The organism is Actinoplanes cyaneus (assembly GCF_016862095.1).
Classification (GTDB): domain Bacteria; phylum Actinomycetota; class Actinomycetes; order Mycobacteriales; family Micromonosporaceae; genus Actinoplanes; species Actinoplanes cyaneus.
In genome coordinates this window covers 56,249-72,671 of record NZ_BOMH01000015.1, presented here as the reverse complement: position 1 = coordinate 72,671, position 16,423 = coordinate 56,249, and the positions used below count along the sequence as shown (strand labels likewise).

14 protein-coding genes are annotated in these 16,423 nt (G+C 69.5%); 3 read left to right on the top strand and 11 right to left on the bottom strand.

The features are described from left to right. Positions 1 to 73: 73 nt before the first annotated feature. From Acy02nite_RS09905 to Acy02nite_RS09875, 7 genes are all read right to left on the bottom strand, one after another. Positions 74 to 1,081: an ABC transporter ATP-binding protein gene (locus tag Acy02nite_RS09905; protein ID WP_203739645.1), complete on the bottom strand. Its 1,008-nt coding sequence runs from the start codon at positions 1,079 to 1,081 to the stop codon at positions 74 to 76. Next, entirely contained in the window at positions 1,074 to 2,090 is a 1,017-nt protein-coding gene (locus Acy02nite_RS09900) for an ABC transporter ATP-binding protein (RefSeq protein WP_425548192.1), read from the bottom strand. The genes Acy02nite_RS09905 and Acy02nite_RS09900 overlap by 8 nt, the downstream gene beginning before the upstream one ends. 114 nt (positions 2,091 to 2,204) lie before the next feature. Next, on the bottom strand, positions 2,205 to 3,143 hold the full coding sequence (locus Acy02nite_RS09895) for an ABC transporter permease (RefSeq protein ID WP_203739644.1): 939 nt from the start codon (positions 3,141 to 3,143) through the stop codon (positions 2,205 to 2,207). Next, positions 3,136 to 4,062, bottom strand: a complete 927-nt coding sequence (locus tag Acy02nite_RS09890; protein WP_203739643.1) for an ABC transporter permease — start codon at positions 4,060 to 4,062, stop codon at positions 3,136 to 3,138. The genes Acy02nite_RS09895 and Acy02nite_RS09890 overlap by 8 nt, the downstream gene beginning before the upstream one ends. A 128-nt stretch (positions 4,063 to 4,190) precedes the next feature. Continuing rightward, entirely contained in the window at positions 4,191 to 5,825 is a 1,635-nt protein-coding gene (locus Acy02nite_RS09885) for a peptide ABC transporter substrate-binding protein (RefSeq protein ID WP_203739642.1), read from the bottom strand. 247 nt (positions 5,826 to 6,072) lie between these two features. Then, positions 6,073 to 6,738, bottom strand: coding sequence for a response regulator (locus Acy02nite_RS09880; protein WP_203739641.1), 666 nt, complete (start codon positions 6,736 to 6,738; stop codon positions 6,073 to 6,075). Next, the gene (locus Acy02nite_RS09875) at positions 6,735 to 7,976 is read right to left on the bottom strand and encodes an ATP-binding protein (protein WP_203739640.1); all 1,242 of its coding nucleotides are present in this window, start codon (positions 7,974 to 7,976) and stop codon (positions 6,735 to 6,737) included. Before Acy02nite_RS09875 ends, Acy02nite_RS09880 begins: the two co-directional genes overlap by 4 nt. A 151-nt stretch (positions 7,977 to 8,127) precedes the next feature. Here Acy02nite_RS09875 and Acy02nite_RS09870 point away from each other — a divergent pair, with 151 nt between their 5' ends. The 3 genes from Acy02nite_RS09870 to Acy02nite_RS09860 are packed head-to-tail and all read left to right on the top strand — an operon-like array spanning position 8,128 to position 11,132. Next, on the top strand, positions 8,128 to 9,474 hold the full coding sequence (locus tag Acy02nite_RS09870) for a PspC domain-containing protein (RefSeq protein ID WP_203739639.1): 1,347 nt from the start codon (positions 8,128 to 8,130) through the stop codon (positions 9,472 to 9,474). Beyond that, entirely contained in the window at positions 9,471 to 9,833 is a 363-nt protein-coding gene (locus tag Acy02nite_RS09865) for a phage holin family protein (protein WP_203739638.1), read from the top strand. Before Acy02nite_RS09870 ends, Acy02nite_RS09865 begins: the two co-directional genes overlap by 4 nt. Positions 9,834 to 9,887: 54 nt before the next feature. Then, a complete protein-coding gene (locus Acy02nite_RS09860) occupies positions 9,888 to 11,132 on the top strand; it encodes a phosphatidylserine decarboxylase (RefSeq protein WP_203739637.1) in 1,245 nt (414 codons plus the stop codon). Between the two features lie 626 nt (positions 11,133 to 11,758). Here Acy02nite_RS09860 and Acy02nite_RS09855 read toward each other — a convergent pair. From Acy02nite_RS09855 to guaA, 4 genes are all read right to left on the bottom strand, one after another. After that, a complete protein-coding gene (locus tag Acy02nite_RS09855; RefSeq protein ID WP_425548161.1) occupies positions 11,759 to 12,730 on the bottom strand; it encodes a CDP-alcohol phosphatidyltransferase family protein in 972 nt (323 codons plus the stop codon). A 151-nt stretch (positions 12,731 to 12,881) separates the two neighbouring features. Beyond that, the gene (locus tag Acy02nite_RS09850) at positions 12,882 to 13,778 is read right to left on the bottom strand and encodes an NUDIX hydrolase (protein ID WP_203739636.1); all 897 of its coding nucleotides are present in this window, start codon (positions 13,776 to 13,778) and stop codon (positions 12,882 to 12,884) included. A 5-nt stretch (positions 13,779 to 13,783) separates the two neighbouring features. Continuing rightward, on the bottom strand, positions 13,784 to 14,731 hold the full coding sequence (locus tag Acy02nite_RS09845) for an NUDIX hydrolase (RefSeq protein ID WP_203739635.1): 948 nt from the start codon (positions 14,729 to 14,731) through the stop codon (positions 13,784 to 13,786). A 131-nt stretch (positions 14,732 to 14,862) separates the two neighbouring features. After that, positions 14,863 to 16,410 carry a glutamine-hydrolyzing GMP synthase gene (guaA, locus tag Acy02nite_RS09840; RefSeq protein WP_203739634.1) on the bottom strand — a complete coding sequence of 516 codons (1,548 nt, stop codon included), beginning with the start codon at positions 16,408 to 16,410 and terminating at the stop codon, positions 14,863 to 14,865. Positions 16,411 to 16,423 lie beyond the last annotated feature (13 nt).

Below are 16,423 nucleotides of genomic sequence, written 5' to 3'. Positions count from 1 at the left end.
CCACAAGGGCCAGCCGAGCCCGGAAATGGCGAAGGCCGGGCCGGAAGGATCCGGCCCGGCCTGCTGCCCGGGTTCAGCGACCGTGCACGACGTCGCGGATCTCCGCGAAGTGGCACGCGCTGGGGTGCGGGGAACGCTCCCGGATCTGCAGCAGGGGCTCCTGCTGGGCGCAGATCTCCGAGGCCTTCCAGCACCGGGTGCGGAAGCGGCATCCCGACGGCGGGTTGGCCGGGGACGGGACGTCGCCCTCCAGGACGATCTGGTCACGGTGGCCGCGCAGGCGCGGGTCCGGGACCGGGACGGCGGAGAGCAGCGCCTGGGTGTACGGGTGCGTCGGCTGCTCGTAGATCGCCTGGTCGTGACCGGTTTCGATCACCTTGCCGAGGTACATCACAGCGACCCGGTCGGAGATGTGGCGAACCACTGACAGGTCGTGCGCGATGAAGATGTACGACAGGCCGAACTCGTTCTGCAGGCGCTCGAGCAGGTTGATCACCTGCGCCTGGATGGACACGTCGAGCGCCGACACCGGCTCGTCGCAGACGATGATCTCGGGCTTGAGCGCGAGCGCACGGGCGATGCCGATGCGCTGGCGCTGACCGCCGGAGAACTGGTGCGGGTACCGGTTGATGTGGTCGGGGTTGAGGCCGACCGTGTCCAGCAGGTCCTGCACCGCCCGCTGGCGGCCCTTCTTCGGGACCACCTCGGGGTGGATCGCGAACGGCTCGCCGATGATGTCGCCGACCGTCATCCGCGGGTTGAGCGAGGTGTACGGGTCCTGCAGCACCATCTGGATGTTGCGACGGGCCCGGCGCAGCTCGGCGCCCTTCATCGTGACCATGTTCTGGCCGCGCACGTTGATCGAGCCGGCGGTCGGCTTCTCCAGGCCGACGAGCAGCTTGGCCAGGGTCGACTTGCCGCAGCCGGACTCACCGACCACCCCGAGCGTCTCGCCGCGGCGCAGGTGCAGGTCAACGCCGTCGACGGCGCGGACCGCACCCACCTTGGACTGGAAGACGATGCCCTGGGTGATCGGGAAGTGCTTGACCAGACCCTTGGTTTCGAGGACTACGTCACTCACCGATGACCTCCCGGAAGAAGTGGCAGCGGGCCGTGCGGTGCGGCTGGACCGAGACCTGGTACGGCGGCGGCGCCGGGTCCTGACGGCAGGCGTCCCGCGCGTACGCGCAGCGCGGGTTGAACGCGCAGCCCCGCGGGACGTCGGTCAGCGCCGGCGGCAGGCCGCGGATGACGCTGAGCTGCTGACCCTTCATGTCGAGCCGCGGAATCGACTCGAGAAGGGCCTTCGTGTACGGGTGGGCCGGGCGCGCGTAGATGTCGTAGACCGGCGCCTCCTCGACGACCTTGCCCGCGTACATCACGGAGATCCGGTCCGCCACGTCCGCGACCACGCCCATGTCGTGCGTGATCAGGATGAGGCCCATGTTGCGCTGCCGCTGCAGGTCCGCGAGCAGGCCCATGATCTGCGCCTGCACGGTGACGTCGAGCGCCGTGGTGGGCTCGTCGGCGATCAGCACCTCGGGGTCGAGCGCCAGCGCCATGGCGATCATGACGCGCTGCCGCATACCGCCCGAGAACTGGTGCGGGTAGTCGTCGACACGCGTCTTGGCGCCCGGGATCTTGACCTGGTCGAGCAGGTCGATCGAGCGCCGCTTGGCCTCGGCGCGGGACATCCCGCGGTGCTTGCGGAACAGCTCGCCGAGCTGGAAACCGACGGTGTAGACCGGGTTCAGCGCGGAGAGCGCGTCCTGGAAGATCATCGCGATCCGGTTGGCCCGGACCTTGCGGCGCTTCTCCTCGGAGAGCTTGAGGAGGTCGACGCCGCGGTAGTTGATCTGGCCCTTCGTGACGTAGCCGGGCGGCGTGTCCAGAATGCCCATGATCGCTTGCGCGGTCACCGACTTGCCACAGCCGGACTCGCCGAGGATCGCCAGCGTCTCGCCCGGGGAGAGCAGGAAGTTGGCGCCGTTGACGGCCTTGGCCACACCGTAGTTCGTGCGGAACTCGACGTGCAGGTCTTTCACTTCGAGCAGGGGTGCGCGCGGGTCGACGCCCGGTAGGACGTCCATTTGCGCCTTGATATCCGTCACAATGTCTCCTCTGGCATACCCTCGTGGCCCTCGCCTGCGGCGTTGTAGTCGGGCTGCGGGTTCTGCCGCTCGGTGCAGTCGGTCATGCCGCTGTCACCGCAACTTCGGGTCGAAAGCGTCGCGTACCGCGTCGCCGAGCATGATGAAGGCGAGCACCGTCACGCCGAGGAAGATCGCCGGCCAGACCAGGGGCCACGGCTGGGTCCGAGCGAACTGGGTGCCCTCGGCGATCATGATGCCCCAGCTGATCGCGTCGCCCTTGAGTCCGACGCCGAGGAACGACAGGGTCGCCTCGCTGGCGATGTTGATACCGAGGAGCAGCGTCAACAGGACGATGTACGACGCGATGGAGTTCGGAAGAATGTGCTGCAGGATGAGCCGGGACGGCTTGGCGCCCAGCATCCGGGCAGCCGCCACGTAATCCTGCTGCTTCGCCGAGATGACCGCGGAACGCATCACCCGGGCTCCGGAGGTCCAGCTCAGCAGACCCAGGGTGAGGGTGACCGCGAAGACGCCGTCGCTGGCCGGGTCGGACGACAGGCGGCGGGAGAGCACGATGCCGGCCAGCAGGAACGGCACGCCCAGCATGATGTCGATGAACCGGGACAGGACCGCGTCCACCCAGCCGCCGAAGTAGCCCGAGGCCATACCGAAGATCAGGCCGATGATGCCGGCGACCAACGTCGAGAACACGCCCACCCGGATCGAGTTGAACGCGCCGTTGACGACCTTGGCGTAGACGTCGCAGCCCTGGAAGTCGTACCCGAACAGGGCGCTGCCGCTCGGCCCCTTGTACTGGTTGGAGAGCGAGCACGCCCGCGGATCGGCGGAGGTGAACAGGCTCGGCCAGAACGACATCACCAGGATGAACGCCACCAGCACGATCGCGATCCAGAAGATCTTCCGCCGGCGCAGTTCGGACCAGGCGTCCGCGGCGAGACTGCGCGGCTTGTCCTTCTTGACCGGACCGTGCGGCACGTTCGGCTGACCGCCGGGCGCCTCGGCCGCGGTCACGGTGTTCAAGTCACTCATAGCGGATCCTGGGGTCGAGGGCGGCGTACAGAAGGTCGACGAGCAGGTTGATGAACAGGAACAGGATCACCAGGATGCTCACGAAACCGACCACGAGCGGGCCGTCCTCGGTGTTGATGGCCCGGGCGAGGTTGAAGCCGACGCCGGGGATGTTGAAGACGTGCTCGGTGACGATGGCGCCGGCCAGCAGCGAGCCCAGGTCGACACCGATCAGCGTGATGACCGGGATGAGCGAGTTGCGCAGGACGTGCACCCAGATGACCCGCATCCGGGTCAGGCCCTTGGCCCGCGCGGTGCGGACGTAGTCGGCGCGCAGATTCTCCACCACCGACGTCCGGGTGACCCGCATTTCTGGCGCGATCACGATGCAGGCGAGCACGATGGCCGGCAAAAGCAGTTGCCAGAACGTCGCGTCCCGTGTTGCGGTAGGGGGGAACCAGCCGAGCTGAATGCCGAAGATCAGCTGGAAGAGGGGTGCGATCACGACGATCGGCATGGCCAGCAGGACCAGCGTGACGACCAGCGAGAGGTTGTCGAAGAGGCCACCCCGCCGGATGGCGGAGTAGACGCCGAAGGTCACCGAGAAGACAGCGGCGATGACGATGGCGATGAGGGCGAGCCGGGCGGTCACCGGCCACGCGTCGACCATCATGTCACCGATCTTGCGGCCCGTCAGTGACGTGCCGAAGTCGCCGGTGAGCAGGCCTTTGATGTAGTACCAGTACTGCATGAAGAAGCCTTCATCCAGGTGGTACCTCTGGGTCAGCGCGAGGCGCTGACTCTCCGTGATGGGTCGTTCGCCGGCCAACGCCTGGATGGGGTCGTTCTGGTTGGCGAAGATCAGCGCGTACACCAGGAAGGTGGCACCGAAGAAGGTGAGCACCATCTGGAGTAAGCGCCGCACGATATAGCGGAACATACGGGTTTAGCCTCTTCCGCGGAAGAGCGCCGGCCTCGTGAGCACGGCGACAATGACGTTGGGGTAACACAGTGGTGGCGCCACGGTTTCACATCCTCCGTGACGCCACCACCGGTCGAGCGGTCAGATCAGCCGACGACTTCGATCTTGTAGAGGTCCACCTTCTGGAACAGGTCGACGGTCACGTTGTTGACCTTCGTCGAGTACCCGAAGACGTTCTGCTGGGTGTAGATCGGCGCAACCGGCAGCTCCTTCGCGAGGATGTCCTCGGCGGCCTGCCACTTGGCGATCGCTTCCTCGGACGTCTTCGCCACCACGCCGGCCTTCACCAGGTTGTCGAAGGTCGGGTTGCTGTACCCGTAGTAGTTGGAGGAACCGGTGGTGCTGTACAGCGGGCCGAGGTAGTTCTCCATCAGCGGGTAGTCCATCAGCCAGGCGAGACGGATCAGGCCGATGTTCTCGTGCGCCTTGGCCTTGGTCAGCATGTCCGAGAACTTGGGCTCGCCGACGCCGACGCAGTTCACGCCGAGGGTCGCCTTGATCTGGTTGCACGTCGCGTCGATCCAGGCCTTGTGGCCACCGTCGGCGTTGTACGTGATCTTCAGTTCCTTCGGGCCGTTGGCCTCGGTGTAGAGCTGCTTGGCCTTGACCGGGTCGTACTTGCAGTTGTCGCCACAGGTGTTCTCCCGGTAACCGGCGACGACCGGCGAGACGAACGACGTAGCCGGCGTGCGCGAGCCGAGGAAGATCTGGTCCATGATCTCCTGGCGGTTGATCGCCATCGAGATCGCCTGCCGGACGCGGAGGTCCTTGTACTCGGGCAGGTACTGCGGGAAGCCGATGAAGCCGAAGCCGGAGTTCGGGCTCTTCTTGAACCGGTCACCCAGGTCGGCGGAGGCCTTGGAGAGGCTCTCGATCGGGATGGTGGTCTGCACGTCGACGTTGCCCGCCACCAGGTCGGCGTACTCGGCCTGCTGGTCCTGGTAGATCTTCCAGGTGATGCCGTCGACCTTCGGAACCGTGCCCTTGAAGCTGGGGTTCTTCTCGACGACGATCTGGGAGTCGTGCTCCCACTTGCCCTTCATCTTGAAGGGGCCGTTGCCGATGATGGCGTCCTCGAAGCCGTCGGCGAGCACGCCCTCGGACTTCCAGGCGGCCTTCGGCAGCGGGTAGAACGCCGTGTAGCCCATGACCGACTCCCAGCCGGAGAACGGGCCGTCGAGCGTGATCTCGAAGGTGGTGTCATCCACCTTCTTCAGACCCGTGAGCGTCTTCGCCTTCGGCTCCGGGGCCTTCTTGGGGCCGTCCTTGTCCGGGTCCTCCGACTGGAGGTCGCCGAAGCCCTTGATCTTCTCGAAGAAGTACGCGCCCTCCTGGGCGTTCGGGCCGTAGGCGCCGTAGTTCCAGGCGTTGATGTAGTTGTCCGAGGTCACCGGCTCGCCGTTGCTGAACGTGAAGCCGGACTTCAGCTTGACCGTCCAGACGGAGTTGTCAGCGTTCGGGGTGATCGACTCGGCGGCGACCGGAACCGGCTTGTTCTGGGCGTCGAAGTCGACGAGCGGGTAGAACAGCGACGACAGGACCTCGGAACCGTTCGACTCCGTGGAGTTCGACGGGATCAGGTGCTGCGGCTCGCCGATACCGATCACGACCGTATTAGAAGTGGAGGACGCGTCGTCTGACCCGCCACCACCGCAGCCGGCGGCCAACAGGGCGATGGCGGTCGCACCGACCGCCATCTTCCATGGGGCTTTCCCAGGCATGGGAGTGTCTCCTTCAAGGGCGCTCACGAGGGGTTGTGTGAGTAGCTGCCACTGTGACACAGGGGCACTGAAACCAAAGAGCGCCGTTATCAAGCCGATATTAGCCGTTTACGTCCGTACGCACGCCCAAAGATCGTTCTTTCGGCCGATTCGAGTGGCCTGAGCTGCGCGTACTCCCCGTAGTGGCCGAACGTACACCGAGCGGAGCCGAACGTGCGATCTCTGGTGACGCTCGGCTGACCTCGGTTCAGACGAGCCGTCGGTCAGCCGCCCATCGTGACAACTCGTAACGGTTACTCATCTGGAGTTTTCGCAGCACATTGGACACGTGCGTTTCGACCGTCTTGATCGAGATGTACAGTTCCTTGGCAATTTCCTTGTACGCATAACCGCGCGCGAGGAGCCGCAGCACCTCCCGCTCCCGGTTGGTGAGCTGGTCCAGCTCCGGGTCGGCGACCGGCACGTCCGGCCGGGAGGCGAACGCGTCCAGCACGAAACCGGCCAGCCGCGGGCTGAACACCGCGTCGCCGTCGGACACCCGGCGCACCGCCGCGGCCAGTTCGTCCGGCGAGATGGTCTTCGTCACGTAGCCCCGGGCGCCGGCGCGGATCAGGCCGATCACGTCCTCCGCGGCATCCGACACCGAGAGCGCCAGGAACTTCACCTGCGGATGCGTACGGCGGATCGCCTCCAGGACCGCACGGCCGCCGCCATCCGGCATGTGCACGTCGAGCAGCACCACATCCGGCTGGATCGTGCCGATGCGGTTGATCGCCTCCGCCACCGTGCTGGCCTCGCCCACCACCTCGACGTGCCGGCCCAGCTCGGCGCGCACCCCGGCACGGAACATCGCGTGGTCGTCCACCAGGAAGACGGTCAGCCGACCGGCCGACTGCGTCACGGGCTCGGTCATCGTGCTGACTCCTTACCGGCGGTCACACTTTCCCGGACGGGAAGGGTGAGGCGCACTTCCGTACCGTTGCCGGGGGCACTGCGGATCTCCGCACGGCCACCGTGGCGCTGCATGCGCCCGATGATGGAACCACGAACCCCGTGCCGTGTCTCGGCCACACCACTCAGATCGAAACCGGCGCCACGGTCACGGACGAAAACGCTCAGCTCATCCTGCTCGACCTCGGCGTAGAGCGACACGGTCTGCTCACCGGAGTGCCGCGCCGCGTTGACCAGCGCCTCCCGTGCGGCGGCGACCAGGGCCGCGACCCGCTCGTCGCACTGGGTGTCGCCGACCACCACGGTCTCGACGGTGATCGCGTACGTATCCTCGACCTCGGCGGCGGCCTGCTCGAGCGCGGCGGCGAACCGCTCGGTCGGCGAGGCGGTCGGCTTGTAGAGCCAGTTGCGCAGGCTGCGCTCCTGGCCGCGGGCCAGCCGCTGCACCTCCTTGATGTCCGCCGAGTTGCGCTGGATCAGGGCCAGCGTGTGCAGCACCTGGTCGTGGATCATCGCGGCCACCTCGGCCCGCTCCTGCTCGCGGATCCGCCCCTCCCGCTCGGCGCGCAGCTGGCCGAACGTGCGCCAGACCAGGGGCGCCACCACCACGCCGACGCCGAGCAGGCCGACGAGCGCGAAGATGAACCCGTTGAACACCGCGGAGAGCGAGTCGGCCGGCGAGTAGATCGCGACCACGCCGATCACGCCGATCGCGACCAGGATGCCGCCGCCGATGAAGCGGAACATGAACGAGCGCCGGTCGGTCTCGCCGATGATCGCGGCCATCCAGCCGGAGGGCGCGTTCGCGTCGGTCCACTGCTCGCGGCGGCTCGGGTCGGACTGGTGCCAGATCACCCCGGCGCCGACCGCGACCACCGCGATCATCCAGCCCACCGTGGTGCCCACCTGGTCGCCGAAGAGCTGCGCCTGCAACAGGACCACGCCCAGGCCGATCGCGGCGAACGGGACCAGGGCGGCGAAGTCCCGGCGGGCCGGCTGCTCGTCGTTGCGCGCCTCCTGCGGCAGGACGGCCCAGTAGGCCGCGTACAACAGCAGGCCCAGAGCGTTGAAGCCGAGCAGCACCACCAGGCTGATGCGCACCGCCAGCACCGGCACGCCCAGATGGCGCGCCAGCCCGGAGGCGACGCCGGCCACGATGCGGTGATCGCGCGGGCGGTACAGCCGGCGCGGCTGAGTCACCTGGGTAGACGGAACGGCGGTTGTCGTCACCCTCCGATCGTCACACGTGGCGCAAGCCCTGACCACGGGGATCTCCCCGGGCCGGATCTCAGGGTGGCCTCAGGGTCGGTTCCTGAGGCGGCTCGGGCCGGATGAGCCGCAGGATCGATACATGACTGACGAAGCTGCCGAACCCCGTACCCCGGGTGCCGGTCCAGAGGGCGGGCCGGCACCTTCCGCGAACATTCCTCCCTGGCTCACCGCGGCGCAGGCCGCGTTCGCCCGTCAGCAGCTGGTCCGCCCGCGGGAGGGCCGCTACATCGCCGGGGTCTGCGGCGCCCTGGCCCGCCGCACCAACACCGACCCGGTGCTGTGGCGGGTGCTGCTCGCGGTGCTCGGCGTGCTGGGCGGCGCCGGCGTGCTCTTCTACCTGATCGGCTGGCTGGTCATCCCGTCCGAGGGCGACACCGCCTCGCCGGTCGAGGGCCTGCTCGGCAAGGGCCGCTCCGGGATGTCGCCGCTGTCGGTGGTCCTGCTCGGCGCGGCCGCGCTGCTCACCTTCTCGTTCGTGGTCAGCGACGGCGCCCGGGCCAGCATGCTCGCGGCAGCGGTGCTGGTCGGCGCGTTCCTGCTGATCAAGCGAGGGTCGCCGGCCGGGACGTTTCCGCCGCCCCCGGCACCGCCCGGGCCGGCTCCGGCGTGGCCGTCGGAGGAGCCCACTGCGGCGTTCGCGCAGCAGTCCACGGCCACGGCCGCACCGGCCGCAGAACCGGTGACCGCGTACGAGCCGCCCCGCTGGACGCCGCCGCCGGCCGACTCCGGTTACCGGCCGCCGTTCGCGCCGCACGGTCCGTTCGCGGGCTCGGCGTCCTACCCGCCGCCCGCGCCCCCGCCGCCGCCGGTGAAGCCGCCCAAGCCGCCGAAGGAGCGCTCGATCCTGGGCCGGCTGACGTTCTTCGCGATCATCGTGGTGATGGGGGTCCTGGCCGCGCTCGACATGGCCGGGCTGAACGTGGCCGTCTCGGCCTACTTCGCGGCCGCCCTCGCCACCATCGGCCTGGGTCTGCTGATCGGCACCTGGTTCGGCCGCGCCCGCGGGCTGATCTTCCTGGCCTTCGTGACCGCTGCCGGTCTGCTGGTCTCCACCGGCACCGAGCAGTGGGGCGGCGAGTTCCGCGACAGCGTGTACCGTCCGGCCACCCTCGCCGAGGTCGCCGACTCCTACGAGTTCACCCTCGGCAACGTCACGCTCGACCTGCGCAGCGTCGACTTCACCGGCGTCGAGCAGAGCACCACCGTCACCATGAAGGTCGGTCAGCTGCAGGTTCTGCTGCCCGACAACGTCGACACCACCACCCAGGTCCGGGTCGGCGGCCGCGCCGAGGTCTTCGGTCAGGAGTACACCGGCTCCGCCGCCGAGTCGCAGGAGATCACCGACCTCGGCGCGGACGGCGCCGGCGGTGGCAAACTCGCGCTCGACCTGCGCCTCGACACCGGAAACCTGGAGGTGATCCGATGAAACCGCATCGGATGGACGCCGTCTCGCTGACCTTCGGCCTGCTCTTCCTGCTGATCGCGGTCTGGTGGGCGATCTCCCAGGTGATCACGCTGCACCTGCCCGCGCTGGGCTGGACGGTCGCCGGCGGCCTGATCCTGTTCGGGGCGATCGGCCTGCTCGGGGCGATCACCTCCGGACGCCGCGAGCAGCCGGCCCCGGCCCCGGTCGTCGCCGAGACCCGGGTGCAGACCACGCCCGGGGACCTGCCGCCCGAGGTGCACGCCTCGATCGTCCAGGAGTTGCTGGAGGACCCGGCCACCAAGTTCGAGGCCGAGCACCAGGGGCAGGCCGAGCCGCCGAAGAACAAAACGGAGAAATGACCCGTTGCCCCGCCCACGGACCAACCCCCGTGGGCGGGGCAATATGCTCGCGGAATGACCCAGTTCCCCGCCGTGTCCGCCACGCCTGTTCCGGCCGTCGGAGCCCGGGCCGCCCGCGCCCTGACCGCCGAGTTCGCCCGGCAGAACGCCGCCACCACCGCGTTGCTGGTCGGGGCCGATCACGTATCGACAGTGGTCGCCGCCGCCGTCGAGGCGCTCCTGCCCGGTGACACCCTGGTCCTGGTCGCCGGCGAGCACAGCAGCGCCGACCTGCTCCGCGGCCACATCACCGGCCTGGGCAGCTGGGTGGCCGACCGAGTGAAGATCGTCGAGTCGCTGGACGAGGCGCAGCCCGCCGACGTGGTCATCGTCGGTGAGCCGCAGACCGGCACCGCCGAGGACACCCGCGGCCTGATCGACAAGCTCGCCAAGCACCTGACCGACGGCGGCGTGCTCAGCATCGCCGCCCCGGCCGGCCCGGGCCGCACCCAGGGTGCCGCCGCCGAGCTGTTCCGGCAGGGCTCCCTCTTCGGCGTCGGCTCCGACCTGGTGATCCGCAACCAGCCGCCGCTGCGCGTGCACCGGCTGCGCTTCACCGCGGCCGACGTGGCGACCGCCACGACCCTGGCCCCGGCGTTCCGCACGTCGAGCGTCCCGCTGACCCGCACCATGCACATCGACTCGAACGGCGTCGCCGCCGCCGGCATCGCGCTCGGCCTGGCCGCGCTGGCCCGCCGCGCCCGCCCGAAGTCGAAGCTCTGGCTGATCCCGGCGCTCGCCGCCGCCCCGGTCGCCGCGTTCTTCCGCGACCCGGAGCGCGACGTGCCGGGCGACCCGACGGCTGTCATCGCCGCCGCGGACGGCAAGGTGCTCTCCGTCGAGCGGATCCGCGACGACCGGTTCGGCCCCGGCGAGTTCCTTCGCATCGCGGTCTTCCTGTCCGTTTTTGACGTGCACGTCAACCGCTCGCCCGTCGCCGGCCGGGTCGCCGACTACTTCGTCGAGGAGGGTGGCTACGCGAACGCGGCCACCGCCGCGGCCGAGCACAACGTCGCGGCGTACACGGTGCTGGACACCGAGCGCGGCACTGTCGTCGTCGCCCAGCGCACCGGCCTGATCGCGCGTCGCATCGTGCAGCGCGCGCCGGTCGGCACACTGCTGGCCAAGGGTGAGCGCTTCGGCCTGATCCGCTTCGGCTCGCGCACCGACGTCTACCTGCCGGCCGACCGGGCGGAGGCGCTGGTCGGCGTCGACGAGCGGGTGATCGGTGGGGCTACGGTCATCGCGCGCTGGCGCTGACCGTCATTGATCAGCACGTAAAGCCGCAGCCCGGCGCCCCGGCCCTGCGCCCCGGCCCGGCGCTGCGGCCCGGCGCCCCGACCCGGCGCTGCGGCCCGGCGCTGCGAGCTGGTGCTGCGAGCTGGTGCTGCGGCCGGCGCTGCGAGCTGACGCTGCGAGCTGGCGCTCATGGTCGTTATGAGGCACGAATAACGACCATGAGCACCAGCCGCCAACGGCGACCCGCGCCGCCGCCTCGAGCCGGGACGACCTCGCGAACGTCCGCAAGCACGACACCCCTCCGCCTCGGCAACGCGGGTCACGGCTCCGGCTGGTGCTCACGGTTGTTATGAGGCACGAATAACGACCGTGAGCACCAGCTGGCCTGCGGGAGTCGCGCTGCGGCCGGGAGTAGTCGCCGGCTTGCGCGGGAGAGCCACGGGCGTGCGCGTGAGTGAGCGCGGACGGGCGCAGGGAGTGAGCGCGGACGGGCGCGGGAGTGAGCGCGGACGGGCGCGGGAGTGAGCGCGGACGGGCGGGGAGTGAGCGCGGGAATGCCACGGGCGGGCGCTCATGACGTACGCGCAAATGGGGTTGAAGTGCGAAAAGGCCGCCTCCGAAGAGGCGGCCTCGAGAACGGGCGAACGTCAGGCGCGCTTGGCGCGAACCCACAGGATCGGGCCGCTGACCAGGTACGCCGCGACGACCAGGATGAACGTCAGCCGAGGATCCATGAGCGCGCCGACCACCGGGAGCACCCACAGCCACGGCGGGAGCTTCACGATGCGGGCGAGCTTCGCGTAGGGGAAGCTCGACACCATCGCGAACGCCAGGAGCGCGACGCCGGCGAGGACCGCGATGCCGGACAGCGACGGCAGGCCGATCAGCACGGCCAGGGCGAAGACCGCCGCGGCCATCGTGGTGGGGACGCCGCAGAAGAAGCGGCCGTCCTTCGGTGAGACGTTGAAGCGGGCCAGCCGGATCGCGGCGCACGCGGCGACGAGGGCGCAGGCCACTGCGGCGGCCGGTTTCGGCACCGAGTGGACCAGCGAGGCGTAGACCACGACGGGCGCGGCCAGGCCGAACGAGCACATGTCGGCGAGCGAGTCCATCTGCGCGCCGAACGGGCTGGCGACGCCGAGCTTGCGGGCGAGCGCGCCGTCGAGGCCGTCGAAGGCGACGCAGGCGACCAGGCAGACGGCGGCGATCTGCGCCTCGCCCTCCATGGCGAGGAAGATCGCGAGCAGGCCGAGCCCGAGGCTGCTCAGGGTGCACGCGTTGACCAGGGCGAAGCTGACGCGGCGGGCCATCGTGTGTGCTCCGGGGAGCAGCGGGATGGGCGCCGGGACAGGCTTCTCCTCCTCGAACGCGGCGGGCGTCGTCAGGGCAACTCCGGGGACGGGGAGGGTATGGTTCAGCCCCGGCTCCGAACCGGTGTAAAGCACTTCGGCGCGGGTCGCGGTGGCGGCCCGGCGCGTCTCGGTGTTCCGGCGACCCACCCGAACCAGCAGAGCCTGCCGGGCGAGAGTCCCGCCGCGACGCAGACGACCAGCCCAACGGCGGCCGGCGGGACGGGGACTATCCGTCGATCGACGCCGGCGCCAAGGGGTACTCGGCACGTGGTTCCTCCATGGAGTTCTTGGTCACCGGCGTCGTCCTTGAAGCCCGGCGAAATTGCGGGTTACACCATCGCACAGCGACGCGGCCTTGGCGAGAGGCCGTTTGACTCCGCTGTGCTACGGGCCGCTCTCCGTCTTCCGTACAACGATTTTAGCCCGCTTGGGCCAAAGTCTCCTGGGCCAGCTCGGTCAGGGGGAGTTCGGCCACCTCACGGGGGGTGAACCAGGACGCCCGGTCGGTGGATCCACCGGCCGCCTCGGTCACTGTCGCGATGCCCGGTTCATCCACTCTTACGCGATATACGACGCGAATCACATGCCAGTCGAGCGGGACACCCTCGGGTCCGAGCGCGGCCGGGTCGTACCGATGGCCCACGCTCAGTAGTTCTGAAACCTCGCCGCGTTGTGAGGTTTCTTCATAAAGTTCACGGATCAGACCCTGTTCCGGAGTCTCGCCGAAGTCAGTCCCGCCGCCGGGGAGATGCCAGTGGCCGCCGCCGGGGTAACCCTCGGTGATGCGGGCGAGCAGGACGCGCCCCTCGGGGTCGGTCACCCACCCATACGCCCCGAAGCGCTGGACCCGGTCGCCGCGGCGCACCGGATCGTCGCCGGCCGGCACCACGACCGGCGCCTCGAACCGCACGCCGAGCGCCCTGGCGGTGAACGGCAGCAACGGCAGCCCGGCCACCTCGGCGGGCGTCACCCACCGGGCCAGATCGGTCGTGCCCTCCGCCTCGTCACGCAGGTCGCCGCCGGTGACCGCGACGTCGTAGATGATCCGGTCGGTGTGCTCGACCAGACCGTCCGAGGAGGGAAGCGCGATCACGTCGGCGACCACGGCCCGGATGCCGGTGACGACGGCGGCGAGGCCGGTCTCCTCGGCGAACTCCCGGACGACCGCGCCGGCCGGGTGCTCGCCGTGGTCGACCCCACCGCCGGGCAGCGACCAGACGCCGGGGAAGGCGCTGAGGTCCGACCCGCGGGCGAGCAGGACGCTGCCGTCGGCCGAGCGGCAGACACCGTACGCCGCCGTTCGTCTGATCTTCACCGTGCCTAGATTAGCCTCGCCGCCCGCAAAGCATCCGCCGTGACCTCGGTCAGCTGATCGGCGGCCAACTCGGCGACCTCCTTGAGCGGCACCCACCGGGCCTCCGAGGTCGAGCCGCCCACGTCGTGGATGACCACCTCGGTCGGCTCGTCGACGACGACGCGGTAGAACGCCCGGACGCCGTGCCAGTCGATCGGATAGCCCTCCGGCCCGAGCGAGGCCGCGTCGCGATGACTGGCGACGCCGAGCAACTCGATCAGCCGCCCCGCTTGGCCGGTCTCCTCGACCAGCTCACGGATCAGCGCGGTGCCCGGCTGCTCGCCGTAGTCGGTGCCGCCGCCGGGCAGATGCCAGCAACCGGCGCCGGGGTAACCGGGGGCGATCCGGGTCAGGAGCAGATTCTCGTACGGATCGGTCGCGATCGCGTACGCCGCGAAGCGTTGCGCCCGGTGCAGCCCGTCCGGCCCCTCGTACGCGTAGAAGGACGGGAACGTCGGCGGCACGTCCGGGCGCAGGTCCGGGGAGCTGGTGCTGAGCCCGAGCGCGGCCGCGGCGAACTGCCGGAGTTTCAGCCGCTCGGCCTCTTCCAGGGTGAACCAGCGCGCCAGGTCGGTGCCGTGGCCGACCCGGTCGATCAGGGTGCCACCGCGCACCGACACGGAGTAGATCAGCCGGTCGGTGTGGATGGTGACGCCACGGTGGGGCAGCGAGCGCATGTCGGCCAGGACGTCACGCAGCCCGGTCACCGCGACGGAGAGCCCGGTCTCCGCCGCGGTCTCGCGGACGACGGTGTGGTTCGGATCTTCGCCGTGGTCGACGGCGCCGCCGGGCAGCGACCAGATCCCGGGTGTACCGGATTTGGCCGAGGCCCGGACCAGGAGGACGCGGCCTTCGTCGTCGGTCGCGACGGCGTAGGCGGCGATCCTGCGGAGCGGTTCCAGTGCGGGGGTCACGAAGCGGCATTCTGCCCGGATTATGTTACCTATCCGGAGCGTCTGTCGGGTTCCTGACAGTTGAATCGCGCTCCGTAACCGCAGGTCAGAGAGGATTCAACCGCCCTGGGCGATTGATCCACTACTGACCGTCATTCCCACTCGATGGTGCCCGGCGGCTTGCTCGTGACGTCCAGCACGACCCTGTTGATCTCGCGGACCTCGTTGGTGATCCGGTTCGAGATCTTCGCGATCAGGTCATACGGCAGGCGCGACCAGTCGGCGGTCATCGCGTCCTCGGAGGAGACTGGGCGCAGGACCACGGGGTGCCCGTACGTCCGGCCGTCGCCCTGCACGCCGACACTGCGCACATCGGCCAGCAGCACCACCGGGAACTGCCAGACGTCACGGTCGAGCCCGGCCGCGGTGAGCTCCTCACGCGCGATCAGGTCGGCCTCGCGCAGGATGTCCAGCCGCTCCCGGTCGACCGCGCCGATGATCCGGATGGCCAGGCCCGGGCCCGGGAACGGGTGCCGCTGGACCATCGCCTCGGGCAGGCCCAGCTCGGCGCCGAGGGCGCGCACCTCGTCCTTGAACAGCGTGCGCAGCGGCTCGATCAGCGCGAACTGCAGGTCGTCGGGGAGACCGCCGACGTTGTGGTGGCTCTTGATGTTCGCGGTGCCGGTGCCGCCACCGGACTCCACCACATCGGGGTAGAGCGTGCCCTGGACCAGGAACTCGATGTGCCGCTCGGAGTCCAGATCGCGGGCCGCGGCCTCGAACGTCCGGATGAACTCACGGCCGATGATCTTCCGCTTCTGCTCCGGGTCGGTGACGTCCTTCAGGTGGCCGAGGAACTGCTCCTCGGCGTCGACCACCACGAGCCGGATGCCGGTGGCGGCGACATAGTCCTTCTCCACCTGCTCGCGCTCGCCCGCGCGCAACAGGCCGTGGTCGACGAAGACGCAAGTGAGCTGGTCACCGATGGCCTTGTGGACGAGCGCCGCGGCGACCGCCGAGTCGACACCGCCGGAGAGCGCGCAGAGCACCTGCTTGTCGCCGACCTGATCACGGATGAGGGCGACCTGGTCGTCGATGATGTTGCCGGGCGTCCAGGTGGGCTCGAGGCCGGCGATGTCGTACAGGAAGCGCTTCAGCATTTCCTGGCCCTGGTCGGTGTGCGCCACCTCGGGGTGGAACTGCACCCCGGCGCGCCTGGTCGTGACGTCCTCGAAGGCGGCGACCGGGGCGCCCGGGGTGGACGCGGTCACCATGAAGCCGGCCGGGGCGACCGAGACGCTGTCGCCGTGGCTCATCCAGACGGGCAGGTCGGCCGGCAGGTCACGGAGCAGGGAGCCGCCCTGGGCGGTGAGCAGGGTCCGCCCGTACTCCCGGGAACCGGTGTGGGCGACGGTGCCGCCGAGCGCCTGGGCCATCGCCTGGAAGCCGTAGCAGATGCCGAAGACCGGCACGTCGCTGTCGAAGAGGCCGGCGTCGAGCGTGGGCGCGCCCGGCTCGTAGACGCTGGAGGGGCCGCCGGACAGGATGATCGCGGCAGGGTTCTTCGCCAGCATCTCGGCCACCGGCATCGAGTGCGGGACGATCTCCGAGTAGACACGGGCCTCACGGACCCGGCGGGCGATCAGCTGGGCGTACTGGGCGCCGAAGTCGACGACGAGGACGGGACGCGGGGTACTCACCCGGCGAGTTTAC

Bases quoted from the DNA above. Each gene is read 5' to 3' on its own strand.
- Acy02nite_RS09890 (WP_203739643.1), bottom strand. From the start codon at position 4,062: ATGTTCCGCTATATCGTGCGGCGCTTACTCCAGATGGTGCTCACCTTC.
- Acy02nite_RS09880 (WP_203739641.1), bottom strand. From the start codon at position 6,738: ATGACCGAGCCCGTGACGCAGTCGGCCGGTCGGCTGACCGTCTTCCTG.
- Acy02nite_RS09860 (WP_203739637.1), top strand. From the start codon at position 9,888: ATGACCCAGTTCCCCGCCGTGTCCGCCACGCCTGTTCCGGCCGTCGGA.
- Acy02nite_RS09900 (WP_425548192.1), bottom strand. From the start codon at position 2,090: ATGGACGTCCTACCGGGCGTCGACCCGCGCGCACCCCTGCTCGAAGTG.
- Acy02nite_RS09865 (WP_203739638.1), top strand. From the start codon at position 9,471: ATGAAACCGCATCGGATGGACGCCGTCTCGCTGACCTTCGGCCTGCTC.
- Acy02nite_RS09895 (WP_203739644.1), bottom strand. From the start codon at position 3,143: ATGAGTGACTTGAACACCGTGACCGCGGCCGAGGCGCCCGGCGGTCAG.
- Acy02nite_RS09885 (WP_203739642.1), bottom strand. From the start codon at position 5,825: ATGCCTGGGAAAGCCCCATGGAAGATGGCGGTCGGTGCGACCGCCATC.
- Acy02nite_RS09870 (WP_203739639.1), top strand. From the start codon at position 8,128: ATGACTGACGAAGCTGCCGAACCCCGTACCCCGGGTGCCGGTCCAGAG.